Raw genomic sequence first — 15,505 nt, forward strand, 5'->3', positions numbered from 1 at the left:
CTGGCAGCCGGATTCATTCCAGCTCCTTTGGGCGTATATTGGGACCCAGTTCACACTTTCAAGGGGGCAGTATGGGGACTGGGATCGTCGAGCGCCTCGCGGCGGATGATGGCAGGCGACTGATCGCCGCCTTGGCTGAGTTCCGCCTGCTGGCCGGCTTGGACGCGGCCGCAGCCCAGCTGGCACAGGCCGGGGAATTGCTCGACGTGGGGACAGGGCAGGCCTTTATCACTCAGGGCGCCCCAGAGACCGACGTTTTCTTCATTGTCTCCGGCTCCGTGGACGTGCTGGTCAACGGCAAAGTGGTTAATACCCGAAGGGCTGGGGACCACGTCGGCGAAATGGCAGCCATCGAACCGGCGCAACTGCGGGCGGCAACTGTTACTGCACGCGAGCCGACCGTAGTGCTAAAGGTGCCGGAAATCGATTTCAGCAGGATTGCGGATTCACACCCCGTCATCTGGCGGCGGCTGGCCGCGACCCTTTCGCGCCGTCTAAAAGAGCGCAATCACATGATTACCCAACCTCGCGGACAGGTCCGGGTCTTTGTGATGTCGTCGGTGGAGGCGCTCCCTGTCACGCGGTTGCTGGTACAGCACTTCGAGCACGACCCGTTCCTGACGGTGGTATGGGACCACGGGGTGTTCCGCGCCGCCAACTACACACTTGACGAGCTCGAGCGCCAGCTGGAACAGGCAGACTTTGCCATTGCCGTGGCCCACGCGGATGACATGGTCATCAGCCGCGGTGACGAGTGGCCTGTCATGCGCGACAACGTCGTCTTTGAACTGGGTATGTTCATTGGATTCCTGGGGCGTCGGCGCGCCTTCTTGATGGAGCCGCGCGAAGACAAGCTGAAGCTTCCCAGTGATCTCACGGGGCTCACGACCGTCCCCTACCGATACACCCCTGGCCCGGACGCCCGGGCTTTGATTGCACCGGCATGCGAACAAATTCGCTCCCGCATTCTCGAAGCTGGGCCGAGGGACTGACGGTGGCACTGCTGGAAGAGATGACGGCCGCCGTGCAGGCGATAGCACAAACCCGATGGTCTACACGGAGAGGTCAAGTTGTACCCGATCCAGAAGATCTGCGATTGGGCAATGACGCAGTGGAGTTTGATCGTGCCACTGTTTTGTACGCGGACCTGAACGGCTCAACGAATATGGTCGACACCGAAGCCTGGCAGTTGAGTGCAGAGATCTACAAAGCGTTCCTGCACTGTGCAGCGACGATCATCAGGAAAGAGGGCGGCAAGATCACCTCCTACGACGGAGATCGTGTCATGGGCATCTGGGTGGGTGACCGGCAAGCCACGCCGGCGGCTAAGGCCGGGTTGAAAATCAACTATGCGGTCAAGATGATCGTCATGCCAGCGTTGAAAAAGCAGTACCCCGACTGGACAGGTACCGTGAGGCATGTCGTCGGAATCGACAGCAGCCCAATCCGAGCTGCTCGCACGGGTATTCGAGGCGGCAACGACATCGTCTGGGTTGGACGCGCGGCCAATCATGCGGCCAAGCTCACGGACCTGGACCTTGCCCCGTCAACCTGGATTACCGATGAGGTGTTCATCCGGTTGGCTGATGAGTTGAAGTACGGTGGAACGCCGCCGACTCTGATGTGGGAGGCGTTCCGCTGGAACCGGCAGGGTGGTCGCCGCATTCACGGATCAGACTGGGCTTGGCGCGTCTAAAGCGCCCTCTGCGGACCCGGCATTCGCAGGGCCAGCATGGCAGGGAAAGGGCGCACTGTTAGAGGCCGATTTCATGGCGCGGGAGTCAGGCAGCCGAGTCCTGCCCTCCGATGAGTGCGCGCCGGGAGAGGAACCCGCTGCCATTGCGGAGCTCTGGCAGAGGTTCATCTACGCACCGGCCCCTAGCGCCGCATTGATCTCAGCGAAGGCCTTCTCAAAGCGCTCCAGCGTTTCATTGATGGCCGTAGTTTCCGCGGCCAGCACGTGCTGATTCTGGATGAGCCAGTTGGCGGGAGTGAAATGATCCAGGGGCGGAACGGAAGCCCCCATGACATTAAACAGTGCTTCGGCCTGTTTGACCTGGCGCGTCAGGGCACCGTCTTGGCTGAACTGCCGGGCGGAAATTTGCCCTTTTCCCTTCAGACCGTAGGCACCGTTGAGGATGTCGGCGAAGACGGCGGGTGCGAAGAAGTCCTCAATGTCGCTCTCCGCCTTTCCGGTGAAATCCGTGGCTACCAAGACGCCGGAAGTCTTCATGATCTGAGACTCCCTCAGCCGCTGCACCTTGCCTTTATCGCCATTGCCGTAGTCACACAAGGCGACCATGTGGATGCCCTTGCCAGAGAAGAGCGAGGCGAACGATTGCACTTTGTCTATGCCGCCTGTGGGGCAGATCACCCACCGGCTGTCCAAGCCTTGGCGCTTGCGTTGCTTGAGCGCGTGCGATGCCGCCTGAAGATAGAGCACATCCGAAGGTCCTTCGACCAACAGGGTATGCGCTCCCACAAACAGGCTTTGGGTAACCTCGTAACCGAGATGGGCCTGAAGGGGGAACAGCGTGTCCTGATCGACGCTCAGGACGTCCGCGGAGACCTGTGTGCCCTTAACGGTGGGGCGGCGACGCTGGTCGTAGGTGACAACGTCCTCGACGACGCGAACGTCCGCAAGACGATCGGCCGGCACCATAAAGGGCGAGTGGGTGCTGTAGATGACCTGGTGGTCGGGGAGTAGACGCTCAATGATGTAGCGGAGCAGATCAGCTTGCGCCTTTCCATGTAGCGTCAATCCAGGCTCATCCAGAAGGATGATCGCACCGGGGTTCCTCTTTCGCATCTGCTTGAACTGCGACAGGAAGGAGAAGAACCAGACGAATCCGGCGCTGCGCTCAGACAGGGGCACCGAAACCTTGTGGTTGTCATTCCGAATGCGGATTTTGGCAACAGTCCCGCTATTGAAGGGGGCGGGATCCTCGGAGAGGCCTTGGGCAAGCGCTATCTCTACACTGAGCGCGTCGTTCTGACTCCAAAACTCGAAGATCTCATCGGTAATTTCATTGGAGGCGGCTTGGCAACGTGCGTTGAGCTCTTCCAGGCGTGTGCTGGACTGCAATTCGCTGACCGACGTCCCGGCGTACTCGAGGAAGTCGAGGAAAATCTGGTCACCCGGGGAGATCGTCGCGCCGCTTTGGGTGTCACGAGACAGCTTGTCCAGCGATATCTCCCCGGACATGCGATCAAAGTGAGAGGTATAGAAGAACGCCGGCATCCTTTTCTGCAGGATATCGATGGCCGCCAGCACTGGTTTCCCCTTGCGGAAGCCGCTGATGGACCGCTTGACCGCCTGCAATTGGTCAGACGGCTCGGGGTGCGCATCTATCTCGACCACGAGTCGATCCAGCAATATCTTGGAAAACTTCTCCCGCTCTTCGCCTGCCACACCGTGCTGGTCGAGCAGAAACGCGCGCACCACGTTGGGATCGACGTGAATGCTCCAAGTGCTGTGGCCACTGTAATCTGTCGTTACGTCAACGGTCGTACTACTTAACGCGCCGGCACCCAGGACGTCGGCGACCGCCTTTTGGTCTTCGTGGCTGAGCTCCCAGGTCAGGGTGGCAACCGGTGCGGGTTCGTCGTCGTGGCGTTCCTCATACCGCGTGAGGAAGCGGCGGGGGTAATCGCGCACCGTGTCGTAAGCAAACTGGTCGGCGATGGGACGGGTACCAAACAACGCCGTCAGAATTGCAGTCTTGCCCGCCTCGTTCTTACCGACCAAGCAGGTCAGCTCTCCGACATCGAACGTTCCGGAATCCTCTGCAGAACGGAAGTTTCGGATCCGTGCCTTGACTAGCTTCATGCTGCCCCCTGATTCCTGCCGTGGATGGTGCGCGTCTTGTGCAGGATAGGGCCCGAGCGGGGCACATTCAACGCGCACTGCTGGCCGCTCGGGCCGGAGGCTCAGTCCTCATCCATCAGGCGCGCGGCGGGGTTGCTGCCGACGCCGCCCTGCTGGAAATATCCGATCACGCTGGCCACGGAGCGGTGATCGGTCATCGCCATCAGCGCCGGCAGGGCCACCCCACGCCGCGCACCTTCGGTAACAAAGCCCGAGCGCAGGCTGTGGCCGGCAAAGTCCCCGTCCAGACCGGCCAACCGCGCCCGGTCCTTAACGATGGCGGCGACCGCCTTGCCGCTGAGCGCGCCGCCCAATGACCGTGGCCAGACGCGCCGGAACAGGGGGCCGTCGGTAATCTCGGCCACGTCCAGCCAGTCCTGCAGTGCGGTGGCTGCCTCTCCCAGGATGGGCTTGTCGGGGCTGCTGCCAACCACTGGCCCGGACTGCAAGGTTTTTCCGTGATCCAAGCGATAGGTGTAGCCGCCTTCGGGCAGTCGGGTGAGGTGATTCACCGTCGCCTCGGCGACTTCGCTGCGGCGGCGCCCGCCGCTAGCAAAGGCAAAGTAGAGCAGGGCGCGATCGCGCTTCCCCTTGAGCGAGGTGTCGCAGGTGGCCGCCATTGCGCGCAGATCTGCGGCTGACAGCGCGGTCTTCTTGGCCGGGCGCTCGCCTCGTTTGTGAGAAGCCCTGCGCCCCTTGGACAGTAGGGTCCTCACGGCGCGATTCTCGCAAGGGTTGTCTTGGCGGGCCTGCTTGTGGGCCGCCGACAAGACCGCCACCCGGTGGACCAGGCTGGAGAACGCCAGCGGCCCAGGCTTCTTCTTCAGGCCCGCATGCACCAAGGCACTATCCAAGTCTGCAGGCAGATCCCAACGAAGCCCCAAATCGCCTGAGCGCCCCATGTGATCCACGATGAACTGAACCACTGCCGCCGGGGGGACGGGTAGGGCGATGGGCCTGCCATAGCGCCCTTCGAACCAGCCCGCCCAATAGCGCAGGGCGCCGGCGTAGCTGCGAATGGTGTTAGGCGCTTCGGCCTCCTGCAGGATGTCTCGCACCGCTTCTGCGGCGGAAGTGGCCAGCCGCTCCGGAACCAGCCCCGAAACGAGTTCCCCTGACGCAGCAGTGATATTATTCATATGTACTATGTATTGTGCACTATGATTAGGTTGAGCTACATCTGATAAATATGCCTTATCAGACATGGCCTGCCAATTCTCACCGTTCCGCAGAAGGACACCCAATGGCCAAGGGCATCAGCGAACTGGATGTGCACCAGGCAGCGGACGACATCATCGCCGCCGGCGAACGTCCCACCGTCGAGCGAATCCGAGCCCACTTGGGCACCGGCTCGCCCAACACCGTCACGCGTTGGCTGGAGACCTGGTGGCAGACCGTAGGCTTTCGCCTGCGCCAGCGCGCCATTGAGGCGGCGGTTCCAGGCATCCCAGAGCGGGTAGCTCACCTGAGCCAGCGTTTGTGGCAGGCCGCGCTGCAGGATGCCGGCGAGCTCGCTCAGACCCAGCTGGAGTCGACCAGGCACGCACTGGAGGAACGCGAGCGCCTGCTGGAGGAGGACCGGGTGGCCCTGACGCTGGCGATTGAGGCCAGCCAGAAGCGCGAAAGGGAGGCTCAGGTCCAGACTCAGGCCGCCGCCACCACCGCGGAGCAGTTGGCGGCACAGGTCTCCCAGATGACGGCACAAGTACAAGACCTGCTGCGCCAACGCGATGGAGCCTATGGACGGGCGGAGCGACTCGAGCAGGAACTGGATGCCGTACGCCGCAGTCTGGGCGAGGCCGCGGCCGCTCACGAAGAAGAGAGGAGGGCGCTCCAGGCGCACGTCAGGGCAGTGGAGGATCGTGCCCATACGGAGGTTGACCGGCATCGCCAGGCGTTGCGGTCAGCCGAGCAGGAGTGGGGGCGGGAGCGCATGGCCTTGGCCACCTCATTGCGAGAGAGCGAGCAACAAGCCATTGCTGCTGCCAACCGCGAGCAACAGGCATTGCGCCGACTGGAAGGCGTGAACGCGCGGGCTGATGGCTTGGAGGCGCAGCTGACGTCACTGAAGGAAACCACTCGGCAAGTTACCGAGGCACTCCGACAAGGGAGAGCGAACACGGCAACGCCAAGCAGGCAAAGCAAGCCACGCCGCACCGCGCCCAGAAGAGTGGGCGAGCCGACACAAGAACCCAATAGCAGGAAATCTAAGACTTGAGGCCATCCATTCGATCAAGGCTTCTTTCCCCGAAAGACTTGGAGGACGTACACGCCCCCCCCAAAGTTCATCCTCGACCGCGCCCGAGAGCACGGCGCGACAGGCCCCGTACGAACGGTAGAAACCAGCACGCCGGAGGAGGAACGCCATGAAGCAGGGAAGAACTGACAGAGATTGGGCGGTGGTCGCTGTGATGACCTTTGCCGCAGGAGCCGTCTTGACTTGGGCACTCATGAGCAAGCCGAGTCCCAAATCCGCCACGTTAGCGCTTGACTGGCCGGCGTGGGTGCAAGCGATCGGCAGCATCGCAGCCATCATCGCCGCGGGACTGATCCCCCTTTGGCACGCCAGAGTCAGGAGACGGGAGGTCACACAGTCCCTCATAGAGCTGATTTCCTATGCGCGATTTCCAGCGACACTGATGCTGGCGCAGTTCGAGGGAGGATTCGGCGGCCCCCGGCTGATCTTGGCGCATCTGACCCAGCTTCATAAGGCTTTCGATTCAGTCAACTATGTTGACGTGCCGAACCGATCCTTGGCGATTGCGCTGCAGCAATCAGCAACGGCTGTGAGTGCACTTAAGGAGATCCAGGAACTCTTTCTGAGAAAAGAAGAGATGAAAAAGGGGCGGGGGAGCGAGATCGTTAAAAAGTACCTGCTCATGCTCGATAGAGCCGTCGAAGAAGCAATCAAGGCAACCGGTCAGCGGCCTCGAGACTTCAACTACGACACAATCGTGCTGCCTAATGAATAGCCCATGCAAATGCTGTTCGTTACAACTACGCGGTAATAGTCACAAACCTCTCTCTAGTAATCCACTGCCGAGGGCTATCCGGCAAATCGTGCGGAGTCGGAGGGAGTAGCTGGCGTCTGAACGGGGGAACTCGCCTGGCGATGTAGCAGGGGCCTGGTGCACTGGACTGTAACAGAGCAGTTTCACTGTCACCGCGCCTTGTTACGGTAAAGAACCTCCGTTACATTCGCTGCTATGAACGACCTCGACGCCGCAGCCCGCTATCTTCAGGGTCTACTACCCGACATGGTCGGTGAGCTCGAGCCCTGGCCCAGCTCCAAGACGCGCGGCTTACCCCACTTCCTCGCCACCCTATTCGGCCTGGCCGAGCTTGACCTGCTCGGCCACAGGGTGCTGCTGGCCACCGTCCCGGCGCAGACGGAACCGTTGCCACCTTTGCGGCTGATCGCGCAGGTGCATCGATTGGCGGAAAAGGCCGGCTTGAGGGTCATTCTCGTGCTCTCCGGCGTTTCGCCCTACATTCGCTCCAAGCTCATCGAGTCTCGGGTGGATTTCGTTGTGCCTGGTAGCCAACTGTTCGCTCCGAGCTTCCTGATGAGCTTACGCGAGCGCGATTCGTCTCCAAGGGTGCTCACATCCGCTGGGGAGCGGTTGAGCCATCCGGCACAAGCGGTTCTGATCGCGGCCCTGTTGCGGCCCGACTTGGAGGAGCGCGGCATCCCTGGCAGCGTCCCGTGGGTGCCGCTCGACCTGGCGCGCGAGGCAGGCTACTCACGCATGACTGCCTCGCGGGTCGCCCGTGAACTGGTGGCGGCTAACCTCGTCAGCGCCCAGCGCGAGGGGCGGGAGACGAAGCTACGGTTCTTGAAAGCGCGCCGCTCCTTGTGGGCGGTCGCGCTGCCGCGGCTGCGCTCGCCGGTGCTGCGCACCACTTGCATCGGCAAAAGTGGCTTGGACATGCTGCTGGCCGATCATTGTCGTGCTGCGGGAGAAACCGGCCTGTCCGTTCTCACCGAACTGGCGGCGCCATCGCGTCCGATCGCTGCGATCGGACGAGACTGCTTCCGTCGGCATCCGGAGCCGGAATGGTTTCCCGTGGCCGGCGAGGGCTATGCAGACGTGCAGCATTGGGCGTACTCCACCCGCCTGGGTGGCGCGGGCACCGTCGTGGACCCGTTGTCGCTGTACCTGTCCTTGCAGGGACAGGGCGACCCGAGGCTGAACGGCGCGCTGCGGGACCTGCTCGATGAGGTCTTCGTCTGATCGCAGGCGCGCGGGAGCTCGGCGAGTGGTGCCTGAACTCCGGTACCAGTCCGCGGTCATCGGGGCCGTTGCGCTGGCCGTCGTAACGCAGGAAGCGAAGCGGCAAGTGGGGCCACGAAGGATCTGGAACGTGGTGCTGAGCGTGGAGGCGCTGACGCTTGCGTTCGGCCAGCGGTTCTCGGGGGGATATCGAGGCAGCGGCTACGAGGTGCGCCAGCCCTCGGACCGACACTCAACGTTCTATCGCTTCCGGCGGCCTGCGCCCAGAAACTGCAGGAGTGGCCGACGGGTCGTTTCGACCTGATCGTCTGCAGCGGGATGGACGACTAACCCGGGCCGGATGCCCTGCTCGAACTGCGTGACGGTGCGCATGGGGCGACGAAGGACGGTAGCCTGCTGGTGGCTTGCCAATGGCTGCCCATCCTTCAAGTAGCAATGCCTTGGGCGCATGCGCTGGCTAGGATTGTGCCGCGCTGAATCTGCTTCTGGCCGGCAGACGATCACCCTCGAAGTCGCAGGGCTAGGACAACTGATCTCAATCATGGAGGGATAGATGTGGCCTAACCCTTAACAACTCCGTGAGGGCGGCTTACATCGCATCCACAGTGATGCCATGAAGGATCATTGAAGCATGCTGGGACGCAAGTTTGTCCAGCGCAGGTGCATGCGGACTCGAGGTCCCGAACAGCTCGTGGAACAGCACACCCATTACGATCGGAGCCATGATTGAAAAGGCCATGAGATTTGAGTCGCCGGCGCGGACGGTCCCCTTGGCCTGCGCCCGCTCGACAGCGCTTGCCACCAGCCGGATCATGCGAGATGCAACTTCGTCATGCCAGATCCTCGCAAGCTCAGGAAACATTCGGCTCTCCGATAGCACCATTCGCAATGCTGCAGACAAGCGGGCATCGCCACCTGATGAGACCGCTCGCTGGAGGAGCGTCGGGATTAGCTCCTCAATCGACCCGTCGAAGGTCGCCTGTGCCGTCTCAAGGCCTTCCAGATTTGTGGAGATCAACTGGCGCGCTGCGGCTCGAAACAGCTCTTCCTTGGTTTCAAAGTAGAGGTAGATCGTGCCCTTCGCGACTCGTGCGCGCTTCGCGATATCAGAGAGCTTTGCGGCAGCAAAGCCGTTCTCAAGGAAAACATCTACCGCAGCGTCTACAATCTCGAGCGGCCGCGCCTCCTTGCGACGACTCCACTTAGGTTGCATCTCGCTCACGTGCTCAATCTCTTGCCCATGCGGGAATCCCAATAGCGCTGCAGCTCGTCTAGGGACTGCGTTGGCTGTGCCAATCCCACCCAAGTGTCAGGCCGCAGAACGTAGACAGCGTCCTGCTGACGTCCAGCGCGGCCATGTTCTTCGTGCCAGGTAAACTCGCGAAGAGCCATGCCGCGGCTGTCGCACCAGCCCTTTAGTTCAGTACTGGCTCGTCCATAGACATGGACCTGCCAGCCGATTTGCTCTGAGATCGCGTAGTTGTCCTCACCACGCGTCTTCACCCAGGGCAGGCGATCGCCGCCTTCAATCTTTCCAGCCTTGCCCTGGCTCAAGGGGCTATGCGATCTACAGCATCATCATGATCAACGTTGTCTTCCACGTGATCCCGCTGATTCTCGGGGTCGGCTACGGCGCGGGAACGCTAACTGCGATCATCATCTTCATCCCCCTCTGCGCTTGGATGATCTACACATCCTTTGGCGCGGGTCGTATGAGCTATCGAGCACTAGCCCTTTTGGTTGGTGCGGGAGTGTTGTTCCATGCCCTACTCACTATTCCGATGATTCTCCTGCTGCAAGGTGCAATCTCAGAGACGTCCGTAGTCATGATTCAGGTAGCCAACCCCTTTGTGCTGATGGTCATCTTGTCGGCGGCGGAGCGCTCGCGCTTGAGCATGCCGGCAAGGCAGCGTCGGCCAAGTGCCTCTCGCTAGCTCGAGTCTTCTTCGGCGCCTAGTCAGACCTCCCATCCCGTCTCGCTCACGCAGCCGCTTCGGTGACCCCTGGCGGACAAGGCGGAGCAACTTTAATGGTGCCTGTCCCCGCCTGTGTTGAGGCGGGGTAGCAGCTTGCAATGGCGTTAGGGATTCTCGATGGGAGCCAGATCATTTGCCCCTATTGCTCGATGGAGGAGGGGGCTGGCTCGCTCCTATTGAGCCGACGCCTTGCCCGGGCCTTTGTATCTGCTCAGCCAATAGCTGTAAGGCGTGGGTAGCACGCTGGCTGGGAGCTCCTGGCCAAGCGCAATGGCCATTTGGTACGGATAGTGCGGATTGGATAGGTGGGCCCGCCCGATCATCACTAGGTCAACCTAACAGTCCGCTACAACGCGCTCGGCAGTCTGTGGATCATCGATGCACCAACCTGTGGCCACCGGAAGCCCAGTTTCATTAGCAAATCGCTCAGCAAGGGGTGCCAGGAACGCCTGTGTACCCCATGGGACGCGGCCACCAAGAGCACTGAAGCCAATGCTCACGTTGAGCAGATCAAGCCCCAACTCTCGCATTTCTTTGCCAATCTCAATGGAGTCGACCAGTGCTTGGCCATCGCGCGAGTTGTACTCCACAACTCCAAAGCGCGCGGTCAGCGGCAGATGCTCGGGCCAAACCTTACGGACGGCCGCCAATGTCTCCAGCAGGAAGCGTGCTCTGTTCTCCGCACTGCCACCGTAGCGATCCTCCCGCTTGTTGCTGTCGGGGCTGAAGAAGCTCTGCGCCAGATAGCCATGAGCGAAGTGAAGCTCCAGCCATTCAAATCCTGCAGCAAGCGCACGCTTGGCTGCAGCGACGAAATCCGCTTGAACGCGATGAATGTCCTCAACCGTCATCTCGTTGGGAACTCTATCGAGCGAGCCGCCAAAGGCGATCGGCGAGGGACCAAGGATCGCCCATCCTGCGGGATCATCGGCTGCGATGTGGTCATCGCCTTGCCATGGCCGATTTGCACTAGCCTTGCGCCCTGCGTGGCCGATCTGGATGCCAGCTACGGCACCGCCTTGCTTGATGGCAGAAGCGATGGCTGCCATTCCTGGAATTTGCTCATCACCCCACAGGCCAGCACATCCCGGGGTGATGCGTCCTTCCGGAGACACGGCGGTAGCCTCGACAATCACGAGCCCAGCGCCTCCGCGCGCAAGCGCGGCATAGTGGCTGAGATGCCAATCGTTGATACGGCCGTCCTCCGCACTGTACTGGCACATGGGCGGCACCGCGATACGATTCTTAAGAGTGACACCTTTGAGCTCGAATGGGCTAAACAGGGCAGACATAAACGGGGCTTTGGGGAGAGCAAGAGGAGCAAGCACGGGGATTTACTCCGGCTTAGGACGTTGACTTGGCGGCTCGAGCTGCTTCCACCAGGCCGTCCAGCCAATCCTGGTGACCATTGATCATTGGATTCGGCTTGGCCAGACGCAGGGCTTCTGCAGGCTGTCCCTTCTGCGTCTCCTGCGTGAGGATCCGCACTCGGCCACCATCAAGGTCTTCGACAATCCACGCATGATGAACGTCAAGTCGATCGGCAGACCCGGGCTCACCGGCCCAGCCATGCCAAGCGATCCGGCCCGGACCCTCGGAGGTAGGAGCCTCATGCTCGACGCATTGAGCCTCCACGGGGAAGCCAAAGGTTTCAAAGTAGAATCGATCCCCGTTTCGCAACAGAGGGCCGGCGCCATCGTGGAAGCGCACATTGGCTGAATTTCCGTAGTAGGTCGGCCACAGACGTGGCTCTTCAAGCAACGGCCAAACATCAGCTGCGGCAAGGCCGAGGACGATCAGCTCATTCGAGACAAAGTTTTCGGTGTAACCAGGAAGGTAGCCTTCCGGCCAACGAATGCCGTTCATTTTCATCATATGCTCCTTAGGGCTAGCGGCGCGGCTCGCCGATGAATCGTTAAAATTACGTTCGCCAGCTTCTAACTTGCAGACCTCTGACTTCTACAGCCGAGACACTTGCTCCGTACCGTCGTGTCTCAGTTTGGCGAGGACTGCCTGGCAGTCGAAAGCTGGCTGAGGGTGTGCGTGGAGCTAGACGTACGCGCCAGCTGAATACGTAAGCTCGTAGCTGTGGCTGTAGATCTCCAGGATGTTGCCCAGCGGATCCTCCATGTAAACCATCCGATAGGGCTTCTCCCCTGGGAAGTACTCTCGAACCGGCATTCGCTGCTTTCCACCAGCTGCCACAATCCGAGCGGCCAGGCCTTCAACGTCCGGATCCTGAATACAGAAGTGGAAGACGCCCGACTTCCAGTACTCGAAGTTGTTCGCGGGACGCTCGGCGTTATTGAACTGGAAGATTTCGACTCCAACCCGGTCACCAGTGGATAGATGTGCAATGCGGAAGCTGCCCCATCCAGGCCCAAACACATCCGTGCACATCACGCCAATTGCGCTTTCGTCTTCAGCAATCCTGGTCGGCGGCATGACGAGGTACCAGCCCAAGACTTCTGTATAGAAGGAAACCGCGGCATCGAGATCGGTAACAGACAGGCCGATGTGGGAGAAGGCGCGAGGGTAGGGAGGGGGTAGGGCAGGCACGGCACACCACTGAAGAGAGGGGTAGCCGCAAGATTAGACCCTGCAACTCAACCATGATCTGATCCATTTTTATCAGATTGATAAAATATTCTTATGCTGAATGAGCATTGGCTCCGATCCTTTCGGGCTATCGCAGAGGTCGGGAGCTTTACCAGGGCCGCAGGCCAGCTGCAGCTCACCCAGGCTGCGGTCAGTCAGCATGTACGTCATCTTGAGCAACAGCTGGGTGCCCTGTTTCTGCGCAGACCACGATTTATTGAGCTGACGCCGGCGGGAATGGCTCTATTGCAGTACTGCCAAGAGATGGATTCGGCCGATCGCCGGCTTCAAGCCAAGCTCGCGAGCGCGGACAGCGATCAGGGGGAGTTTGCGCTGATAACCCCCGGGAGTGTTGGCCTTGCTCTTTACCCGGTGTTGCTGGACTTCCAGCGCACCCATCCCGGCTTGATCATTCGTCATCGCTTCTCGCCGGACCCAGAAATCCTATCGGCGGTACTGGAGAAGAAGTACGAGGTGGGTCTACTTGCACTTCGGCCGGATGACCCTCGGCTGCGGGCTGAGCCCTTCACCGAGGAGGCGCTTGAGCTGGTAGTTCCGAGAGGTGCCTGCGCGGACAGCTGGGCGGATCTTCAAAAGTTGGGTTTCGTTGATCATCCAGATGGCCAGGCTATGGCCACCCGCCTTCTCGCCCGCAAGTTCCCAGGAAATCCAGGCGTACGCGCGCTTCCTATACACGGCTTCACCAATCAGGTTGCGCTCATCCTTGAGCCGGTATCGCTCGGGCTGGGATTCACTGTCATTCCGCGACACGCCCGTGAATCCTTCGCTCGGCAAGACGCAATTGAGGTGGTTGACTGTGGATCTCCGGTGGTTGACACCCTCTGGATGATCCATCGATCCGAATGGCCACTGTCTGGGCCAGCTAAATGGTTGACCCAACAGCTTCGAGGCCTGCCTCGATTCAGCGGGAGGAGGGCTCCACCTCTCGCTGGAGCGGACTGAGGCCCCTTCTATACTGGTCTGGGGTCCGGCCAGAGTGTCGCTTGAACATCTCACTGAAAGACGTTGAGTTTGCATAGCCCAGATCGTCTGCAATCTGCGTAATTGATCGGTCTGAACCCAAGGCATCAATTGCCCTCAGAAAACGAAGCCGACTGCGCCACTCTCCGAACCCCATCCCTAGCTCGCGCTTTGCCAAGCGCTCAAGTGATCGAACACTAATGTGGTGGCGCTCTGCGACCTCAAGTGCCGACGGAGAGTCCTGAAGGGAGGTCTCGGCATAGCTCAGAATCCGCTTTAGCACGTCACCGCTGGCCAGCGGCAGGAAGCTCGACATCACCGGCGCGGCCAGAATCAGGTCAAGGGCGACCGCGGAGAGTCGCCGGTCTTCTGGCTTAACGGCCTCGCCGATGTCACGACGGGCCAGTTCGTCCAAGATCTCCCTAAGCAACGAGCTAACCGCTAACGCAGTCGGAATGCTGGGCATCTGCGCCGACGCGCCGACCGAAAGGTATGCGGATCGATAAGCAACCGCACCACGGTTTCGGGATGAGTGGTGAACACCAGGCGGAATCCATATCGCATAGTGGGTAGGGGACACCATCCAGTCCTCGCCTACCTGTAACTCCATGACACCCTGCGCAACATAGTTGAACTGCCCCCACGGATGCACACGAGCATCCCAGTCGGAGGGAGGCAAAGTCCCTTGCCGAACGTAGATGTCTCCAGGGATGGAGCTGAACGAGGGGACGGGGTCCATTGCCATGTCGCATTCAAGATGAAGATTGGCGCAAATTATGGATGTAACGAAATTCCGCCAAGTCTACGCTACTGGCTGTTGATATCCAGTATCTGAGGATGCCATGTACTACCTGCTCCCCCTCCTGGCCTGCCTTCTCTGGGGCGCCAACACCATCGTTACAAAGCTCGCTGCAGGGACCGTCGGCCCGGTCGATATTAGCTTCTGGCGATGGCTTGCTGCGGCCATCATCTTGCTCCCATTCGCCCTGCCGCGCCTGAAGTCGAACCTAGCGGTCCTGAAAGCCAATTGGGCACGCTTCCTCGTGCTCGGTGCTTTGGGCGGTGTCATGTTCCAATGCCTGGCGTACTACGCCGCACATTTCACTTCTGCGACCAACATGGGCGTTATCCAGGCACTCATCCCGTTGATCGCTCTTGCCTTGTCGCGCATCTTCATGGGTCACGCAGTCCGCGGTGGCGCAGTGATTGGTTCGATCATCTCCTTGGTTGGGGTGATAGCGGTAGTGTCCCATGGTGACTTTGAAGCCTTGGTTTCCCATGGAATCAACAAAGGTGACGCCCTGATGCTGCTGGGCGCTTTGGCTTTTGCCACCTACAATTTGCTGATGCACAAGTGGCGCATTCCCGTAACGCTGATCGAATCCCTGTTTCTTCAAGCCATGTCTGCAACGATCCTGCTGCTACCTCTTTTCCTTGTCGCAGGCACTGGCGTCCAGGGTGGCGCAGCCATCGGCTGCATTGCATTCGCAGCAATCGGCGCTTCGATCATGGCACCGTTGGCATGGATGACCGGCCTGCATCGGCTGGGCTCTGCTCGCGTGGCCGGGTTCTTCAATCTCGTCCCGATCGTCACTGCATTGCTTGCGGTGGTGGTCCTCAAAGAGTCTCTGAGCACCTGGGTCGTGGGTGGCGGTTTGATGGCAGTATTTGGTGTGGTACTGGCGGAGTACGCAGCTCGCAAGAAGCCTGACGAGGTCATGGTCGTGGATGACACCTCGACCAAGCGCTGAAAGACAATTGCATAGCTGCAGTTCAAATGAAAACGGGCCGCTTGAGGCCCGTTCTCCTTGTTCGGGGAACGCTTCTTCGGCTAGCCAGGTTCAAAG

At 60.4% G+C, this 15,505-nt stretch carries 16 protein-coding genes and 1 pseudogene; 8 read left to right on the forward strand and 9 right to left on the reverse strand.

Going from position 1 to position 15,505, the window contains the following annotated elements; genetic code table 11:
- Positions 1-71: 71 nt before the first annotated feature.
- Both ARC63_RS06005 and ARC63_RS06010 read left to right on the forward strand, forming a co-directional pair.
- Entirely contained in the window at positions 72-992 is a 921-nt protein-coding gene (locus ARC63_RS06005; RefSeq protein WP_088428977.1) for a TIR domain-containing protein, read from the forward strand.
- 2 nt (positions 993-994) lie between these two features.
- The gene (locus tag ARC63_RS06010; RefSeq protein ID WP_197621874.1) at positions 995-1,696 is read left to right on the forward strand and encodes an adenylate/guanylate cyclase domain-containing protein; all 702 of its coding nucleotides are present in this window, start codon (positions 995-997) and stop codon (positions 1,694-1,696) included.
- Between the two features lie 168 nt (positions 1,697-1,864).
- Here ARC63_RS06010 and ARC63_RS06015 read toward each other — a convergent pair whose 3' ends face one another.
- Positions 1,865-3,829, reverse strand: coding sequence for an AAA family ATPase (locus tag ARC63_RS06015; RefSeq protein ID WP_024956865.1), 1,965 nt, complete (start codon positions 3,827-3,829; stop codon positions 1,865-1,867).
- A 101-nt stretch (positions 3,830-3,930) separates the two neighbouring features.
- Positions 3,931-5,007: a site-specific integrase gene (locus ARC63_RS06020; protein WP_043033496.1), complete on the reverse strand. Its 1,077-nt coding sequence runs from the start codon at positions 5,005-5,007 to the stop codon at positions 3,931-3,933.
- Between the two features lie 104 nt (positions 5,008-5,111).
- Between ARC63_RS06020 and ARC63_RS06025 the strand changes: the two genes are divergently transcribed.
- From ARC63_RS06025 to ARC63_RS06035, 3 genes are all read left to right on the forward strand, one after another.
- Positions 5,112-6,086, forward strand: a complete 975-nt coding sequence (locus tag ARC63_RS06025; protein ID WP_049402764.1) for a DNA-binding protein — start codon at positions 5,112-5,114, stop codon at positions 6,084-6,086.
- A gap of 148 nt (positions 6,087-6,234) precedes the next feature.
- On the forward strand, positions 6,235-6,840 hold the full coding sequence (locus tag ARC63_RS06030; protein ID WP_033836002.1) for a hypothetical protein: 606 nt from the start codon (positions 6,235-6,237) through the stop codon (positions 6,838-6,840).
- A gap of 234 nt (positions 6,841-7,074) precedes the next feature.
- Complete coding sequence (locus ARC63_RS06035) at positions 7,075-8,103, forward strand: hypothetical protein (RefSeq protein ID WP_049402763.1); 1,029 nt, start codon at positions 7,075-7,077, stop codon at positions 8,101-8,103.
- A 589-nt stretch (positions 8,104-8,692) separates the two neighbouring features.
- Here the strand turns inward: ARC63_RS06035 and ARC63_RS06045 are convergent.
- Together ARC63_RS06045 and ARC63_RS06050 are read right to left on the reverse strand one after the other, a co-directional pair.
- Positions 8,693-9,316 carry a TetR/AcrR family transcriptional regulator gene (locus ARC63_RS06045; protein WP_043033616.1) on the reverse strand — a complete coding sequence of 208 codons (624 nt, stop codon included), beginning with the start codon at positions 9,314-9,316 and terminating at the stop codon, positions 8,693-8,695.
- A gap of 5 nt (positions 9,317-9,321) precedes the next feature.
- A complete protein-coding gene (locus ARC63_RS06050; protein ID WP_043033500.1) occupies positions 9,322-9,657 on the reverse strand; it encodes a hypothetical protein in 336 nt (111 codons plus the stop codon).
- Between the two features lie 26 nt (positions 9,658-9,683).
- Here ARC63_RS06050 and ARC63_RS06055 point away from each other — a divergent pair, with 26 nt between their 5' ends.
- Positions 9,684-10,037: a hypothetical protein gene (locus ARC63_RS06055; RefSeq protein WP_043033501.1), complete on the forward strand. Its 354-nt coding sequence runs from the start codon at positions 9,684-9,686 to the stop codon at positions 10,035-10,037.
- Positions 10,038-10,414: 377 nt separating this feature from the next.
- On the opposite strand, the gene ARC63_RS06060 is transcribed toward ARC63_RS06055, so the two are convergent.
- The 3 genes from ARC63_RS06060 to ARC63_RS06070 form a co-directional block, all read right to left on the reverse strand.
- On the reverse strand, positions 10,415-11,371 hold the full coding sequence (locus ARC63_RS06060) for an NADH:flavin oxidoreductase/NADH oxidase (protein ID WP_269213927.1): 957 nt from the start codon (positions 11,369-11,371) through the stop codon (positions 10,415-10,417).
- Positions 11,372-11,423: 52 nt separating this feature from the next.
- Complete coding sequence (locus ARC63_RS22675; protein ID WP_223224789.1) at positions 11,424-11,951, reverse strand: SRPBCC family protein; 528 nt, start codon at positions 11,949-11,951, stop codon at positions 11,424-11,426.
- A gap of 177 nt (positions 11,952-12,128) precedes the next feature.
- A complete protein-coding gene (locus tag ARC63_RS06070; RefSeq protein WP_033836000.1) occupies positions 12,129-12,638 on the reverse strand; it encodes a lactoylglutathione lyase family protein in 510 nt (169 codons plus the stop codon).
- A gap of 93 nt (positions 12,639-12,731) precedes the next feature.
- Here ARC63_RS06070 and ARC63_RS23905 point away from each other — a divergent pair, with 93 nt between their 5' ends.
- Complete coding sequence (locus ARC63_RS23905) at positions 12,732-13,640, forward strand: LysR family transcriptional regulator (protein WP_033835999.1); 909 nt, start codon at positions 12,732-12,734, stop codon at positions 13,638-13,640.
- On the opposite strand, the gene ARC63_RS23595 is transcribed toward ARC63_RS23905, so the two are convergent.
- Both ARC63_RS23595 and ARC63_RS23835 read right to left on the reverse strand, forming a co-directional pair.
- Complete coding sequence (locus tag ARC63_RS23595) at positions 13,600-14,073, reverse strand: helix-turn-helix domain-containing protein (protein ID WP_231298592.1); 474 nt, start codon at positions 14,071-14,073, stop codon at positions 13,600-13,602. The genes ARC63_RS23905 and ARC63_RS23595 overlap by 41 nt on opposite strands.
- A 108-nt stretch (positions 14,074-14,181) precedes the next feature.
- A pseudogene (locus ARC63_RS23835) lies at positions 14,182-14,403 on the reverse strand (cupin domain-containing protein); the annotation flags it as partial.
- 97 nt (positions 14,404-14,500) lie between these two features.
- Here ARC63_RS23835 and ARC63_RS06085 point away from each other — a divergent pair.
- Entirely contained in the window at positions 14,501-15,409 is a 909-nt protein-coding gene (locus ARC63_RS06085; protein WP_043033504.1) for a DMT family transporter, read from the forward strand.
- Positions 15,410-15,505: the final 96 nt, after the last annotated feature.

Origin of the sequence: Stenotrophomonas geniculata ATCC 19374 = JCM 13324 (genome assembly GCF_001431625.1) — a bacterium.
Taxonomy (GTDB): Bacteria; Pseudomonadota; Gammaproteobacteria; order Xanthomonadales; family Xanthomonadaceae; genus Stenotrophomonas; species Stenotrophomonas geniculata.

Excerpts from the sequence above, each read along its gene's own strand:
- ARC63_RS06005 (WP_088428977.1), top strand. The coding sequence starts at position 72 with ATGGGGACTGGGATCGTCGAGCGCCTCGCGGCGGATGATGGCAGGCGA.
- ARC63_RS23905 (WP_033835999.1), top strand. The coding sequence starts at position 12,732 with ATGCTGAATGAGCATTGGCTCCGATCCTTTCGGGCTATCGCAGAGGTC.
- ARC63_RS06025 (WP_049402764.1), top strand. The coding sequence starts at position 5,112 with ATGGCCAAGGGCATCAGCGAACTGGATGTGCACCAGGCAGCGGACGAC.
- ARC63_RS22675 (WP_223224789.1), bottom strand. The coding sequence starts at position 11,951 with ATGAAAATGAACGGCATTCGTTGGCCGGAAGGCTACCTTCCTGGTTAC.
- ARC63_RS06055 (WP_043033501.1), top strand. The coding sequence starts at position 9,684 with ATGATCAACGTTGTCTTCCACGTGATCCCGCTGATTCTCGGGGTCGGC.
- ARC63_RS06015 (WP_024956865.1), bottom strand. The coding sequence starts at position 3,829 with ATGAAGCTAGTCAAGGCACGGATCCGAAACTTCCGTTCTGCAGAGGAT.
- ARC63_RS06020 (WP_043033496.1), bottom strand. The coding sequence starts at position 5,007 with ATGAATAATATCACTGCTGCGTCAGGGGAACTCGTTTCGGGGCTGGTT.
- ARC63_RS06060 (WP_269213927.1), bottom strand. The coding sequence starts at position 11,371 with ATGTCTGCCCTGTTTAGCCCATTCGAGCTCAAAGGTGTCACTCTTAAG.
- ARC63_RS06085 (WP_043033504.1), top strand. The coding sequence starts at position 14,501 with ATGTACTACCTGCTCCCCCTCCTGGCCTGCCTTCTCTGGGGCGCCAAC.
- ARC63_RS06035 (WP_049402763.1), top strand. The coding sequence starts at position 7,075 with ATGAACGACCTCGACGCCGCAGCCCGCTATCTTCAGGGTCTACTACCC.
- ARC63_RS06045 (WP_043033616.1), bottom strand. The coding sequence starts at position 9,316 with ATGCAACCTAAGTGGAGTCGTCGCAAGGAGGCGCGGCCGCTCGAGATT.
- ARC63_RS06030 (WP_033836002.1), top strand. The coding sequence starts at position 6,235 with ATGAAGCAGGGAAGAACTGACAGAGATTGGGCGGTGGTCGCTGTGATG.